Below are 15,413 nucleotides of genomic sequence, written 5' to 3' on the forward strand. Positions count from 1 at the left end.
GTTATCACCCCTTCTTACCTAAACTTCGCTTTAAAGCTATTGAGCAATAATGATCATCAAAAAAGTTAAATGATTGACCTAAACGTTTTTCATTTAAGAAGCTTGTGTGTTGGTAAAACTCCATATATTCTTCTCTAGAAATACCATTTTTTTCAGCTAAGGGAAAAACATGAGGCGAGAGTAAGTCAAGCCTTCCTGCTCGTGAATATGATTTATATTCATCAGTATGAAACGAAGGAGTATAGGGCTTAGGTATAAGCGACCCACATAATTCCAGTAGTTGAAAACTATGACGGAACATCGTTTCAAGATCATCTTCAGGAGTACCAATCATCAGAAAACCTGCGAAATTTCCAGAGCTTATTTTATTACTTTTAAGTTCTCTGTAAACCCGGATATAGTTATCGATAATGAGCTCATTGCCTTGTTTTTCGTACTCCAAAAAAAAGGATCTATACCCACCATTATACATTTCCTGAAAGATTCCTAGAGGAGCATCCTTTATCTCAATTCCGCATAAACCATGAAAAGACAGCTGAATACCTTCCTTATTAAGAATGGACAAAAATTCTCTCAATATCTGACCTTCATGAAGGAAGAGGTTCTCCTCAAAAATGACGGTATCTTTTATATTATTCCTTCTCAGAACAGCAACTTGTTCTAGAAGCCCATTCACTGGATCCTGGGTAAACTTTAGTCCCCCAAACCGAGGAAGTTTATCCGAGTTTAGTTTTTTAGTTATCGGTTTAAAATACAACTCATAGTTTGGAATACACCGTTGAAAGTCAAGGTAATCGGTAACCAAATAGGTTGCTCCCATTTTTTTCGCATGCTCTGTCTCCATTGCGGCATAAGGACCAATTATTGAAATTCTTGTATCAGGGATCAGCGTTTTTAAATAAGGAATAAGTGTTCGTAATGTCTCATACCAGTAAGATGTAAGGGTATCGATGATTATATGGTCTGGCTCCCATTCTTTAAGAACGATCCGTAGATTTTTTGCCGCTTCATCCATAGGCATCCCATATGTACGTGCCTTATACGAGGTACTACCTATCACTTTTTGTTTTGCTAAATCTCTTATTGCAACGCGCCCAGTCTCTGAAGGGAGCATGAAATCAAGTAATTGTACATCACAATGCATTTCTGTTAATACTGTACTCAACATCAATAGTGTTGTCGGTTGATTCCAGCGTACCCAAGCATATCGTACCTCTTGAACAGGAGGATTAATTAGTAAGATCTTTGTTTTCGAATTAAATTCTTTTATCCACTGTTCTGCCTGTAAACAAATAGTCATCATTCTGCCCCTAATTAAATTTTGTTGGTTACAAGCTTAATGTATTTTTCTAATTGGTCTTGAGGGAGGTTAGAGGCAACCGTTGCTAAGCAATGCTTGATAAAACCCGCATCCCCCATTGTACCCCTTATCGGATGATCCCAGTTCAAATATATCTTTTTAAGAGATGGATTAACTTCGCAGAAAGTTTTATTTTGTTTTCCTAGTTTGTAGACAATTTCGAAATCATCCCCACCGATGGAAATGTTTCGTTTCCATATATCGGCACGTTTATTTAATTTGAGTGTTTTCGAAACATAATCAATTTCATAATCGCCATCTATGTCCTCCTCGACAGTCACCGTAAAGGAGGCAAGCTTTCCTTCCGCCTTAAATGGTGCTGCCGGGGCCAATTGAAGCTCATAATGTAAGCTACCTTTGTAAAAATGATCTATTACTTCAGGATCCTCAAAAGATAGCTCCATTATTCCCGCGCTAGCTTCTATTATTGCATTCCGTTGTCCTTCATAACGCTTAATAAAATTTGTCATGCTAGCATTAATATCACTACGGTTAATAATTGCATCAATTAGTTCTTTTAGCGGACCTTCCAAACGAGCAGAATTATCACCAATTAAAAGGTGCTTTAATCGGTTATACTGCTTACTCTCTTTATAAAACCCATCTCGTCCCGGATTAATATCGTAAATTGCATCGATACCTTTAGTAATATTTATTTCACCCGAGATTTGCGATAGGGCTACTTTTGAAGCCCCTGTTAGTATTTGATCGAGTCCTAAATATGTTGGATCTCCTATTGCTACTCCTTTCACACGTAGCAAAATTCCTCGACATTCTGCTGGATAAATAGTAGTTGATTGACCAATTAAAAATCCATTAGCTTCAAAATCCTCGCTAGTAAAATTAAGTAACTTAAATAAATCAGCATCTGTTTTTTGATCTAATGGTCGCTCTGGTTCAATTACACTCCTATAAAGATTCTCCGGAATACCACCATTGATTGAATAAGAAATAGCTATCGGATAGTCCAAATGTTCTCCGTCTATATCCGTTCGAATAAAATTACGCACTACTTCCGGAATGTTTTCATGAAGTTTTGCCTTTATTGGGATGATACGACTGAGATTCCAAAAAAATTGAGCAACGCCACTAAAACTTTCTACATTCCTTGCACCTCTTTTTGCGGGTTTAGTAAGGTCACGGACAACAAAATCTTTTAAATCTTTCAGTGTAATTTTGGTATATGATTTTCTGAGTTCTGATATCTCTACTCCTCGGACTGTGATTTCACAGAAGTTATCAATATCTTCGAGGCTACGGTTAGATGCCAGGGAAAACAAAGCTTTGAAATTAATCTTTGCAATGAGTTCAATCTCAGAAGCTTTTAAAATGTATGAGATTCTAGCGTAGTTAATTGAATCTTTAATCGTAAGAACCTGTTCTTTTACTTGGAAAGCGATTTCGTTTTCATTTTCATCTACTACTCCTACAACTAGCACTCGTCCAAGAAGTTCACCACTTAGACCGTGTGGAAGTATAGCTCGCAGATTTAAATTCTTCAGCCCCTTTGCTTGCCAGTGATACACATGCTGCGAATCCGAACCTTTCTTCGTTTTAATTTCAACTTCATCACAATACCTCGCAGGAGCTAGAAAACCAATTCCTTTACCTCCAATACGGGGTCTTCTCTTTTGTGAAGTATACCCCTCTTTTTGTAAACTCTTTCCTATCCTGATATAATCTCTTACAAATTCAACTGGGTCCATACCGCAGCCATCGTCCTCTATGGTTAAAAAACGGAAGTCATCTCTAAAATCAAGATGAACACTGTTTGCATCTGCATCATAGGCATTTGAGACCATTTCTTTAACAGCTTTTACAAAAGGCTGATAAACACCTGATAGTTCTCTTAAAACCACCGGACTTATACCACCAAACCGTAAGTTAGAATGTTCGATGATTAAATCATTTATATTGGTATTCATCAAAGAATTCCTCCAAATCAAATAAGGTTAGGTTCCCTACCTCTAATTCCTCATCTATCGTCAATGTCAATAGAAATTTATTATTAATGTCCACTAGGAATTGATTTTGCTGTTTTTCCAATCTCCCCTTTTTTCCAGTAGGTATATGAAACGAATAAAACTCGTTTCTATCAGTCGCCCAAACAATGGTATCTCGATTGATAAGTATATTCGCAATAAAACTATTTCGATAACAGGTTTCATTATAATAATCTATCTTACCCTTAGGCCTACCGTCGCGAGTTAGAGAATTTAGATAGACCTTCCACAAACAATTACCGGTTTTTTTCTCAATACAAACCAAATCATTCGATGGTAGAAGAAAAAAAAGCCAGTCACCTAAGGCTCCTTGATACTGACTTCCGAGGAAATCATTTAATTGCACGACCACTTGATCTCCACACTTAATGAAAAGCCCCTTACGATTACTATCGTGTTGCATTTCCATTTCCCCGAGATTCCAAATTCCTGATAATGGTGATGGCTTTGTTAATGGAATAACATCACCTGTTATTAGATTAATTTTCATGAGACCACAGCTATATGACATAGTTAATCGGTCGAGTGTATACGGAATTGAAAACTTCTCTATAAGTGCACTTTGGAGAAGCTCCCATTTCATTTTCAAGTTATCTAAATTTAACCATCCAAAGAAACTTAGTTGATCATGAGCTCTAGCATCTTCTACTTTAGTTAATAAGACATCAGGTCCTAACGAACCAATTAATGCATTGTACTTGGTAATTCTCTCTTGTACTGTCCTATCATTTATGTATACCACACGTAATTTTCGCTTATTCGAAGCCATATCACGAAAAAGCACAACGATGTGCTTCTCAGTAAGTAACGCCCAGTTAGCAATAGACCAGTAAGCCGGTAGTTTACCGGACCATATGACTTCCATTGTTATACCCCTCTCGAAGCGAAAATTAAGGAGTCAAGCTTTGCTTTTACCATATCTGACGCATACCGACTAGAATACCCTTTAAAGTCACCGTCACTCATCCAGTTTACATTCTCAGCACGTTTCAAATAGACCCGGAGTCGTTCTTGATCTATTACTCCTGTTTCTCTATTAAGTACAAGCGGGATCAAATAACTTCCCAGTTTACTGACGGCGAGTGTACCCATCGCTTTTTTTAATAGTGAGTTTCTAGTTGCCTGCCAAGCTTCAGGCCATACTTCAGCGACTACATTCCAAAAGTCCACTGCTAGTTGATATTGCTTTTCGATATCAAGCATTTTCACTTCCCCAGACTGCAGTAGTTCCTGTAAAGACGCCCTTAAGGATTGTAGAGAAACAGGACGTTTTGTGCCTCTAGCACCTACAAGGTTTACATTGTGATACCATGGGCTATCAGGGTCTGATTCTAATCTAATTACAAGTTCTGAGAGCATGTCATTTTTATGTCCTACAAAATGAACATGGCTCATAGAAACTTTTTTTTGCTCACGATTAATGGTAATAAATAAGTCTTGCTCGTATTCAGTGTCTAAACAGTTAAATAAAAGAAATGGAATATCAATACCATGTTCAAAATAGTCCAGAATTCCAATCGTACGATGTTGGCCATCAATAATGGATAAGTTGTGTCCTTCTTTAATATAAATACTTCCAAAAGGAGATAATATATCCGGGTTTGTAGGAATAAAATCAAGCTTCTGACGAGCATTAAGAAGGATTGGTGTAACGAATCCAGCAGGATTTTTATTTAAGTATGCTGCAAAATCGACAGCTCGTTTTTTTTCAGGTGGTCGTTGATACCCTAGTCGATTTGGTGCAGGTGGATAATGGTCACAAAAAGTCAAAGACTTAGCCAATTCTTTTGTTAGAAAACCAGTAAAGATTTCTTGGTTTTTTTGCACGGTTCTTACAACTTCAAGTTTATATATGGTCATAAAATCACCTCAATATGACTCATGTAACAGTTACATTATAAACTAATACATATGTAATTTACCATCATGTTTTCATGATGTTCAGAAAAAAGCTCATTGCTAAATTAAGTGAATCTTCGAGAATAAATATCCGGATTCAAAAATTTTTCTCAGTAAATAATAAACTCGGGATAAGTTATGTTAGTTCATTAATTTTAACTACAAATTTCGTAATTTCAACAAAAATTGGACCGCGGCTCATACCAGTGATATTAGTTTAGCTGTGATAAACACAAAACATATAATTAGTATCAAAGGAGGTTAAGTTAAAACCGGTTAAGGTTCCTACTCATAGAATCATTGAAGACAAAAACTGTAATTCCCTTTCCTAACAAAGTAGATGTAAATGGAAAATATAACTTAACCACTCATGGTCTTTTTGGATGTGTAAACGATGGCCATACATTGTAGAGTAGAGAACTGAAACTTTCGGGCGACCGTATGGTGTATTTTGCAACTCAAAAATGCAGAGTTTGGCGGCCAATTTATGCAGAACACTGCCAACATCAATACAAAAGAATTTAGGAAGACTTCATGCTGGATAGAGCATGGCGCAGTCGGTAGCTTTCTCCGGTAAACGCCAGAATATGGGCGTGGTGGACGAGGCGATCCACAAGGGCTGCCGTCAATCGCGTATCTCCAAACACCGTATTCCACTGCCCAAACTCCAAATTCGACGTCACAATCACACTGTTTCTCTCATAGCAGGCCGAGATAACATGAAACAACAGCTCAGCCCCCGTTTGGTGAAAGGGAACAAACCCAACCTCGTCCAAAATCAACAACTCACAGTCTGCCAGTTCTTTTTGAAACCGCATCAGTGCCCCATTCGCGTGTTTTTCCTGCAAGAGCGCAACCAGATCGGGAACACGGAAGAATCGAACGGCATATCCCCTTCGGCACGCCTCTACGCCAAGCGCTGTTGCCAGATGGGTCTTCCCCGTGCCCACTTTTCCCAGCATCAGCACATTTTCCTTGCGCTCCAAAAAACGTAGGTCGATCAATCCCTCCTTTGTACATGTTTCCGGTAAGGTGACTGCCTCAAAAGCGTAATCTTCCAGTGTCTTCAGTTGGGGAAACGCGGCTTTCTTTATCAGTCGCTTCAGCTTTGTCTCCTCCCGCCGTTGAATCTCCATCCGCAAGACTCCCAGCAAGAAGCTCTCCCGATCTTCAAACGGCACCTGTTCATAGGTTTCCATCACATGCGCCAAATGCAAAGTTTTGCACACCTTTGCCAGCTCTTCTCTCATTCCACCCTCACCCCCAGGATCCGGTCGTACTCATCCAGTATGGGTATCTGCCCGTGAAGGGCAGGGGGTGTATGCGACTCTGAAAACGGTTCCGGGCGGAAAACAGGGTGTTTTATCGCGTAAAGGGCATGCTCCAAGGCAACAGCCAGATGCTCTTGCTGATGCGACAATTCTCCCAGTACTTGCCCGATTTCCTTCAACGTATAGGTGTCGAGCAATCGATGGAGCAGGCGAATTCGTGCTTTTCGTGCATTCATGTCTTCCACCGTCAAAAACGTTTGGAGCGCCTGAGGCATCATATTGGTAAAGGAAGAATACATCACCGCCCGCGGGCGTTTTTCATATCTCTTCAATACCGCCTTCCAATCTACTGGAATGACTTTCTCCGTATAGGGACGAGGCAATGTCACAATCGGGGTGTATGTCCCGTCTGCCGTTAACACCTCCAGCACATCCCACTTGACTTTCACCAAAACCGGCTGCATGGCCCGACACTGCGGCAACGGGAAGAGAGCCGCGTCAAACGACAGCTCAGCGTATTTGTTCAGGTGGCACGTCTCCAGCCGGAAAATCTCCAGCGGTGTCGTCGGCAGCGTCAGCAGCTTGCATTTTTCTTGCTTCCACAACTCGGCAATGGTTTGCTTTTTCACATAGTGAGGGCGCTGCATATCCGCACGGGCAGCTTCCGCCAAATACGTCTCCAGTTGTTCCGGCGTATCGATAACCGGTGGCGGAACACACCAGTTCCGGCGTCCATACCCCACTTTGTTTTCCACATGGCCTTTCTCATGGCCGCTGTATGGATTGCAAAACAGGGGCTCAAAGCGGTAATGGGCGCAGAAACGCCGAAACGCTTCCGTACACTCTCGTTTTCCGCCTTGCTGGATGGACACAACAGCAGCGGACAAGTTGTCAAACCAAATCTTGCGAGGAACCCCTCCCATTTGCTGAAATAGCCGCCCTAAGGCCTCCAGAAAGCATTCCGTGTTTTCTTTCGGAACCGGGAACACAAAGGCGGCATTGCTGTACGGAAACGACAGGGTCAATACTTTCCGCTCCACCAGTTCTCCCGACTTGACCACGTACACCGTCCCAAAGTCAGCCTGGGCTTCCCCGCCTGGATGCTCCAAACGCTCAAAATGTTCGGCTCGTTCGGCTGCCATGGCTTTCTTCCGTTTGGAGACATATTCGGATACCGTTCGCTGCCCGCCAGGGAAGCCGTACTCATCCCGTAACCGCTGAAACATGCGGACGGCTGTATGGCGTTGCTTGCGTGGAAGACGCTCATCATCCTCCAGCCATGTGTCAATAATCTCTAAGTACGGTCCCAACACCGGATGGCGGCCTTTTCGCTTGCATACCGGTTCATTCCAATCGTCGCGATCCGCATATTTCTTGGCGGTTCGCCAATTCACCTGGACACGTTCCGCAATTTCCTGAATCGAACACCCTTCGACTTCCCGCAAAAATCGGATATACTGTTGTTGTGGCACTTTCAACATTCCTCTCACTCCCTCAGATTCTAGCCAAATCCAAGGGTAGATTTTGTAGGGGGATGTTGGCAAGTGCCTTTTTCATGGCCTCAGAATTGCGGTGGAACTCTGCAGTTTTCCGCCGCAATTCTCTGCACTTTTATCCTGCCATAAACACCGTATGGTCGCCTTGCTCATTTCAGCTCCCCCTCATCAAACCGTACGTGAGGTTTTCCCTCATACGGCTTTCCGATGTTCTTCTTTCTTTGGCATTCGGCTTACTTTATCCGGCTAATTTCAATAAACTACCCTGCGTGTTTTGTATGACCTTCAGCTTTCCGGCATGTTTATTCCGCTTGCTTCTTTTCTTGTTGCAGAAGATTGTAAGGCGTTCAATCACATACCAGTCTATCCGTCTTGCCCATCGTTTGGCGATGGGCGAGATGAAGTAGTAGTTCTTGAACCCCCTTAGCTTGCGATTTAGCCCTTTCACTAGCTCTTCTAGAGACAGAAACAGTTTGTTCCTTGGTGCAGTGTATTCCTTAATTTTACGTCTCATTTCCTTCATTGCTTTCTTAGCTGGTACATGAGACATAGCAAATACCTTGCTCCCCCCTTTGTTGAACACGGGGAATTTGCGATGGTGCAGCCCAAGAAAGTCAAACCCAGTGGAATTGTCCCAAATATTAACGAGTCTAGATTTCTCTTTACTGAGACTAAGCTCCAGCTTGTTTAGAATAGCCATCAGCACTTGAATGCTTTCCAATGCTTCTTGTTTGGTTCTGCACATGATAACGAAGTCATCCGCATAGCGGATAAGTGTGCCAAGATGGGAGAATTGATTTTCCCAAATGGTGTCCATGTAGTTTAGATAGATGTTTGAAAGAAGAGGCGAGATTACCCCTCCTTGCGGAGTTCCCAGTTCTGTTTCATGGAATTGATCATTTTCCATGACCCCAGCCTGCAGCCATTGTCGGATAAGTTTCAGAACACGTCTGTCGCTGATTCTCATTTCGACCAGTTTCATCAACTTCTCATGGTTGATGTTGTCGAAATACCCTTTAATGTCAACATCTACGACCCAATAACACCTCTTGCTTGCTTTGCGTATCTGTGCAATTGCCTGGTGAGCATTTCTTCCTGGCCGAAAGCCATAAGAACAGTCCCGAAAATCAGCTTCAAAGATCGGTTCAATGACTAGCTTAGTAGCCATTTGGACCACCCGATCCTTGATCGTCGGGATGCCGAGTGGACGTTTCTTGCCATCCGGTTTAGGGATGTAAGTTCGACGAACCGGATGTGGACGATACCGCTTTTCTTTTAAATCTAGATAGATCTCGTTAAGAAAACGGCTCTCCCCATACTCCTCCACAATCTGTGCGATGGATTGTCCGTCGATTCCTCCGCTCCCTTTATTTGCTTTTACTCTCCTCCAAGCTGTCGCTAGAATATCCGGGCGGTAGATTTTGTCATACAAGGCATGAAATCGCCGTTTTGAGTTTGCCTTGGCACAAAGATATAGGGTTGTCCAAAGTTGTCGAGCTTTTACATCGGTGTAGTTAGCAAGTTTACTTGCATTCACTCACTCTTACCTCCTTCGACCCGTGAACAAAGCAGGGCTCCTTCCCTCCATAAGGTTGTGTTGTCCTTATGTTCATCGGTACTATGAACCCCTCCGACTCCCTCTCTGCCATCCACCACTTCCCTTACGGTTATAGGTTTCCGTTTTACGCTCCTGACGGGGCGTGCAGAGTAGGGTCTCCCCAGTTCCGTTAACTACTTTCTCAACATACCGCTCCCCATACCCCGAGGGATTCATAGGTGCTGTATTCCAAGTTCTCCACACCGTCCTTGGCCTTCGCCCATATGAAACAAGCTCGGCTTCCCTTTGTCCACCTCTCGGTGGTCTTTCTTAACGAGGCTGCAGGATTCACTTTATGTTACGGCCTGCTGATTTGCTCGCACTCTTTCGAGTTACTTTGTCACAGGGCTTCAACCTTAGGATTTCTCCACCAGTTGCCTGTCAGCTACGAGGTGACTTGGCTCCTGCCTCGGTTGGACTTTCACCAACTAGCAATTAACGGCTTGCTGGGCACGCTTCAAAATTAAAAACCCTTGCCGAAGCAAGGGTTATCTTATATATGGTCTAGGTTCGAAAAACAGCGCCGCCCCAGTCATGAACTGTGAACCTCTTTGTGGACAGTTTTAAAAAAGCTTCCTGACTAGGCAGCCAATAGATGACTTCTGAATTCATCAGGAGTCATCTTTTTTAATGACCATTGGTACCGTTCCGAATTGTAATAACTGATATAGCTGTCGACTCGATCTCTCAACTCTTGAAGCGTTTGACCTGTCTTATACTCCAGATCATCCTTCATATGTCCAAAAAACGACTCCATAGAGGCATTGTCCCAACAGTTTCCCTTGCGGGACATTGACTGTTTGAAGCCAGCTTTCCTGATCAAGCGGCGAATTTTAGGATGTGTATAGTGCATACCTTGGTCAGAATGAAGAATCGCTTCGGGATGAATATTGCCATCCAGTCGATGAAATAGCCGTTTTAAAGTCCTCTTCACCAAAGAGAGCTCCAGGGAAGAGGAGAGATAGTGGGCTAAAATCTGTTTCGTTGCTCCATCTTTGACTACCGAAAGGTTGGCACATTGACCATTACCGTAATACATATACGTAATATCTGTGAGCAGTACTCGTTCAGGTTCTCCTTGATCAAACTGACGTTGTAACAGATTTGGACATGTTTTATGCTCTTGTATTGCTTTGGCCAATTTTCGATACGGATTTGCTTGTCGAATCGTAGCCACAAGCTTATACTTTCTCATTAATCGACGGATCTTTTTATGGTTCATGATCACGCCGCTTTCACGCTCAAGTCGCATTTTGATAACTAATGCTCCTGCCTTGCCACGGAGAGCGTAAAAGTGCTCCCTGATAAGCTTGATGTCGACCTCGTCTGCATCCTCACGTAGTTGTCGAGTTTCCTCGGCACGAAGCCAACGGTAATAGCCGCTCGCACTAACGTTTGCCATTTTACACAGGTAGCGGGTCATAAAATGCAGGTTGTATTGACGTAAGGTATTGTTGATGATTTGATAGCGCTCGGAGGGGGTTAAGGCTTCCTCAGCATCTTCTGCTTTTCGAGCGCATCGAGCTTTTTTAGAAACTCGTTTTCCGCCTCTAGCAGTTTGATGCGTGCTTCCGCACGTTTCAATTTTTCCTCCGCAGAAAGCTCTCCGGTCGGCCTTCTACCCGAGCTTCCCTTTCCGCGACGTTCTTCTAAAAGTCCTTCCTCACCGTGAGTCGTGAACGTGTTACGCCAACGCTTCAGACAATGTTTTGGTTTCTTGTGGCCAATGACGTCTAGGTCAAAGCCTGCTTTACGGAAGATTTCCATTGGGGTGTACCCTTCCTCATATGCCTTTACAGCAGCAATCTTAAATTCCGGTGCATACGTGATACTTTTGGCCGTTACGTGCATCACATTCGGGTTTAGCTCCAATTGTTTGATCTCATGTTCCGTAAAAAGCTTTGAAGTTCCTCTGGTTTTGCCCATTAATTTATACCTCGCCCATTTCTAATAAATTGATTAAAACACAAATGACCCGCAAGAGGGACACTTTTTTAAAGTGTCCCTCTTGCGGGTCACAGTTCAAGGGGGTTATAAAAACTATTCTCTTAATTGTCTCTTTACGCAAACAAGAGCCAAGAATGTGCATTCCACAGTGCAGGCGTAATTTAGTATCCTACTAGGTTCGGTAGTTGGCCCTCTTGAATGGCAGAAACCATTATTTCATTTTTTAATGGGGAAACAAGCAAAAAGGAAGGCATAAAAAGAAAAAACCCTTAAACAAACACGGGTTCTTTCTTTTGAAGTATGGTGATCCGGACTGGGTTCGAACCAGCGACCCCCACCCTGTCAAGATGGTGCTCTCCCAACTGAGCTACCGGATCATGGGATATTTGCTATTGTGACTTCACCACATACGTTCAATGGTGGGCCCTGTAGGACTCGAACCTACGACCAATCGGTTATGAGCCGACCGCTCTGACCAACTGAGCTAAGGGCCCGAATCGTACCGGACGTCGATCACATGTTTTAATATACAGGATTTCTTTTCCGATTTCAAGAGGAAAAACAAAATTTCTTTCAAAAAATTTTACCACCATCAAAAACCCTGCAAAATCAAGGAGCATCCCGATAGGGATGCCCCTTCACTCCACCTATCAACCAGGCACAACTAAAGGTCACCCAGCCTCATCCACAGCCTTGCCTTCCACTCGAATCTGCCCCGCAGCCAGCACCTCCGACTGCTCCTGCTCATCTCTCAACCGATGAGCCATCCGGCTTGAGGCATTCGCCGCCACGCTCGCGACCAAATCATCCAGGAACGTATGCACTTTTCCACCGGATGTCTTCGTATCCAGCCGCTTGATCACGCCAATCTTATGCTTATCCAAATGTCCAAACGTCGTTACCGCAATGCTCCCGTACCCGAACACCGAACCGAGCGCCAAGGTTTCGTCGCAGCCAAACAAGCCTTCATCGGAGGCGATAATCGACTGCAGCGGCTCGGACAATAGGCCCTTTTCCGCCAATGTATCCAGCTCAATGCCCACGAGGATGGCATGCTGCATTTCCCTTTTCTCCAAAACAGCCTTTACGCTCTCGATGCACGGTTCCATGGTCAGGTCAGGATGATAGGGCGATTGCATCAAATATACGATCTCCGCGATATCCTCTACGCGCACACCGCGCTCTGCCAAACGATCCAATGCGGCTTTTCTGACTTCGCTGCTGTGTACCTGCTTCTTCATGTAAGACAACCCCTTCCACCATTAAGTGAAGTCACCTATGTTACATAGTATCACAAGGTGACAAAATTGCGACAATCTTCGGCCGCAAGGTCGAAACCCACCCTCCATCCAAACCAAGGAGCCGAAAGGCTCCCCACCTCCCCCACTCCCGCAAAAAACACCTCTCCCCCAGACACCCCCAGCCTCTCCAGCCCCCCACACGACTGTATAATACGAAAACCACCCCCAACAATTTCATCCTCCAACACCCACGCCCCAGCAATTCGCCCGCTCTCTTCCCCACAACCCAAAAAGCTATTTTCCTCCCCCTTCCCTTTCTGCTACAGTAAAACCAACACCCCAAAGGAGGACAACGCAGTGGCACTTGACGAACTGATCCTCACCAGCAAACACCTGGGGACGACGGAGCGTCTCCTCGTCTACCTGCCGGAGCGATATTCCCCGCTCTATTCCTATCCGGTCCTGTATGTCCAGGACGGCGACGACTACCTGTCAATGGGACGTCTCGCCACTCTGCTTGAGGAAATGCACCGGGAAAAGGAAATCCCGAATCTCATCTCCGTTTTCCTTCCCGTAGACAAAGAACGCCGCTACGCCCGCTACCACCCGGACGGGGCGGAACACCAAAAGTACCTGCGCTTTCTCGCGGACGAAGTCGTCAGCGCCGTAGACAGCCGCTACTCCACCCACCCGCTGGGCATGGCCCGCACGCTATTGGGCGAGTCTTTGGGAGGCGTCGTCTCGCTGTTTGCAGCGCTCTCCTATCCTCATACCTTCGGCCAGGTGGCCTGCCAGTCCGCCGCTATGGACGCCGCCCTCAACCGCCGGGTGCAGGAGTCCGACTTCCCCGTACCGTTGCATGTCTATCTTGAGGTTGGACTCGAAGAAACGGCGGTAGAGACGAGCCGCGGCACCCTCGATTTGCTCCAGGCCAACGAAGCGCTGCGCGACATTTTGCAAACAAAAACGGTCACCCTGGCCTATGAGACCTTTGCGGGTGACCACACGTGGGGCTATTGGCAAGCCAACCTGCGGCGCATTCTTCCTGCGCTTTTCGGGTAAACTTACCTTGTCTGTTCTTCCTGAGGACCTTCTTCTTTTCCCGGGGAGACCAACGCCTCGTCGAATTCGGTTTTGCGGATTGCGGTGATGAGGGAAAAGGTAAGGAGGGACAGCAACAGAAGAACGAGAAAAATGAAGATGATCATCATAGCTGTTTTCACGATTGAATATAGCACCTCCCTGCTCCTTAACAGTCTGTCCCGAGCGGGGAGGAATATACAGGCTGACGCATAAGATTACACAAATGGAGAATTTTCTGTTAAAATAAGTTTATTGGATTTTTCCATGGGCTATATGGGCTGTATAGAAACGAAAGAGGAGGGATTCACATGAAGTACAGTATCGTTGTATTTCCATCCAGCAAGGTGCAAGAAGTCGCCAACTCATACCGCAAACGTTACGATCCAGCTTACTCTTTGATCCCGCCGTATATTCGCCTGAAAGAAGCATTTGAACTCGACGAATCTCAGCTGCCTCATTTGGTAAGCCATTTGGAGCTGGTTGCAAATTCCACGGAAGCTTTTACTGCCAATTTCCACCGGGTTTCTTCGTTCCATCCGACCAACAACGTCATTTACTTGGCGGTCCAAAACAAAGAGCCGTTTGAACAGCTCCACGCCAAGATCGTAGAAAAGGTTGTGCAAGAAAAGGAAACGTATGCATTCGTACCGCATCTCACGATTGGCCGGGACCTCTCCAATGATGAGCTGCGCGACATTACCGGACAATTGAGCATGGTCAAGTTTGACCTCACCTCCGATGTGGACCGCTTCCATCTCATTTACGAGCTGGAAGACGGCATCTGGAGCGTGTACCAGACGTTCCTGCTGAAAAAATAAACATGGGGGCCTCCCCCTTGCGCCCTTCCCTGCTGCGGAAGGGCCTTTCCTTTTTGATTTGATACTGCATCGCGTCGAGCGCTATGAAAGGAAGAAAACCATTGACTGAACCGAAAATCCACCAAACAAACGAAACAGACAATCCAATCCAAAAGAACGACTCGCATGAGGCTAGCTCCTCAACCAAGAGCCCCTACCAAATCGAAGAGGTCAAGACTGACAAGCAAATGCAAGACGCTCTTTCAGTAAGACGCACTGTCTTCATTAAAGAGCAGCAGGTTCCAGAGGAAATCGAGATTGACTCGCACGACCGCATCGGCTCCGAAACCATCCATTTTGTCGTTTATAAGGAAGAACGGGCTGTAGGAGCAAGCCGTCTTCGTCCGTACGCACCCGAGGTTGGCAAAATCGAGCGGGTAGCTGTTTTGCAAAGCGAGAGAGGCACAGGGCTCGGACGCCTGCTGATGCTCGCTATGGAGGAAACTGCCCGCCGCCAAGGCTTCAAGCGCCTCAAGCTGAATGCACAGACCCACGCGCAGCGCTTTTACGAAAAGCTGGGCTACACTCCTGCAGGAGAAGTGTTTGAAGAAGCCGGAATTGAACACATCGCGATGGAAAAAGCGATCTAGCTTGGCATCCGTACAATCGCTTTGATCCCAAAACAAAACAAGCCCCGCTTACGGACGAATCCTCATTGA

13 protein-coding genes and 2 tRNA genes are annotated in these 15,413 nt (G+C 44.8%); 3 read left to right on the forward strand and 12 right to left on the reverse strand.

Translation table 11 applies throughout. The features are described 5' to 3' along the window. Window positions 1-4: 4 nt before the first annotated feature. The 11 genes from NST96_RS18985 to NST96_RS19035 form a co-directional block, all read right to left on the reverse strand. Window positions 5-1,300 (reverse strand): hypothetical protein, encoded by a 1,296-nt coding sequence (locus tag NST96_RS18985; protein WP_342404310.1) that lies wholly within the window; start codon window positions 1,298-1,300, stop codon window positions 5-7. A gap of 14 nt (window positions 1,301-1,314) precedes the next feature. Continuing rightward, complete coding sequence (locus tag NST96_RS18990; protein WP_342404311.1) at window positions 1,315-3,285, reverse strand: ATP-binding protein; 1,971 nt, start codon at window positions 3,283-3,285, stop codon at window positions 1,315-1,317. Continuing rightward, window positions 3,266-4,228 carry a hypothetical protein gene (locus NST96_RS18995; protein WP_342404312.1) on the reverse strand — a complete coding sequence of 321 codons (963 nt, stop codon included), beginning with the start codon at window positions 4,226-4,228 and terminating at the stop codon, window positions 3,266-3,268. The genes NST96_RS18990 and NST96_RS18995 overlap by 20 nt, the downstream gene beginning before the upstream one ends. A gap of 2 nt (window positions 4,229-4,230) precedes the next feature. Continuing rightward, window positions 4,231-5,223: a DGQHR domain-containing protein gene (locus NST96_RS19000; protein WP_342404313.1), complete on the reverse strand. Its 993-nt coding sequence runs from the start codon at window positions 5,221-5,223 to the stop codon at window positions 4,231-4,233. Window positions 5,224-5,783: 560 nt separating this feature from the next. Next, entirely contained in the window at window positions 5,784-6,512 is a 729-nt protein-coding gene (istB, locus tag NST96_RS19005; protein ID WP_023555238.1) for an IS21-like element helper ATPase IstB, read from the reverse strand. Next, window positions 6,509-8,014: an IS21 family transposase gene (gene istA, locus NST96_RS19010; protein WP_023555239.1), complete on the reverse strand. Its 1,506-nt coding sequence runs from the start codon at window positions 8,012-8,014 to the stop codon at window positions 6,509-6,511. The genes istB and istA overlap by 4 nt, the downstream gene beginning before the upstream one ends. A 253-nt stretch (window positions 8,015-8,267) precedes the next feature. Next, window positions 8,268-9,566 (reverse strand): group II intron reverse transcriptase/maturase, encoded by a 1,299-nt coding sequence (gene ltrA / locus NST96_RS19015; protein WP_024985477.1) that lies wholly within the window; start codon window positions 9,564-9,566, stop codon window positions 8,268-8,270. 640 nt (window positions 9,567-10,206) lie between these two features. Then, window positions 10,207-11,552 (reverse strand): IS3 family transposase gene (locus NST96_RS19020; RefSeq protein ID WP_251247587.1). Its coding sequence is split into 2 segments (ribosomal slippage): window positions 10,207-11,168 and window positions 11,168-11,552, totalling 1,347 coding nucleotides; the frame shifts between segments, so codons are not numbered across the junction. 322 nt (window positions 11,553-11,874) lie between these two features. After that, window positions 11,875-11,950 (reverse strand) — tRNA-Val (locus NST96_RS19025). A gap of 40 nt (window positions 11,951-11,990) precedes the next feature. After that, window positions 11,991-12,067, reverse strand: a tRNA-Ile gene (locus NST96_RS19030). A gap of 177 nt (window positions 12,068-12,244) precedes the next feature. After that, entirely contained in the window at window positions 12,245-12,814 is a 570-nt protein-coding gene (locus NST96_RS19035) for a phosphatidylglycerophosphatase A (RefSeq protein WP_003386612.1), read from the reverse strand. 357 nt (window positions 12,815-13,171) lie between these two features. On the opposite strand from NST96_RS19035, the gene NST96_RS19040 reads away from it, so the two are divergent. Continuing rightward, complete coding sequence (locus tag NST96_RS19040) at window positions 13,172-13,876, forward strand: alpha/beta hydrolase-fold protein (RefSeq protein WP_122959074.1); 705 nt, start codon at window positions 13,172-13,174, stop codon at window positions 13,874-13,876. Between the two features lie 2 nt (window positions 13,877-13,878). Here the strand turns inward: NST96_RS19040 and NST96_RS19045 are convergent, their stop codons facing one another. Continuing rightward, window positions 13,879-14,052, reverse strand: coding sequence for a hypothetical protein (locus tag NST96_RS19045; protein ID WP_170208424.1), 174 nt, complete (start codon window positions 14,050-14,052; stop codon window positions 13,879-13,881). 153 nt (window positions 14,053-14,205) lie between these two features. Between NST96_RS19045 and NST96_RS19050 the strand changes: the two genes are divergently transcribed. Next, the gene (locus NST96_RS19050) at window positions 14,206-14,715 is read left to right on the forward strand and encodes a 2'-5' RNA ligase family protein (RefSeq protein WP_003386617.1); all 510 of its coding nucleotides are present in this window, start codon (window positions 14,206-14,208) and stop codon (window positions 14,713-14,715) included. A gap of 101 nt (window positions 14,716-14,816) precedes the next feature. Continuing rightward, the gene (locus NST96_RS19055; protein WP_342404314.1) at window positions 14,817-15,344 is read left to right on the forward strand and encodes a GNAT family N-acetyltransferase; all 528 of its coding nucleotides are present in this window, start codon (window positions 14,817-14,819) and stop codon (window positions 15,342-15,344) included. The last annotated feature ends 69 nt before the right edge of the window (window positions 15,345-15,413 follow it).

This window comes from Brevibacillus sp. FSL K6-2834 (assembly GCF_038592925.1).
Lineage (GTDB): Bacteria > Bacillota > Bacilli > Brevibacillales > Brevibacillaceae > Brevibacillus > Brevibacillus borstelensis.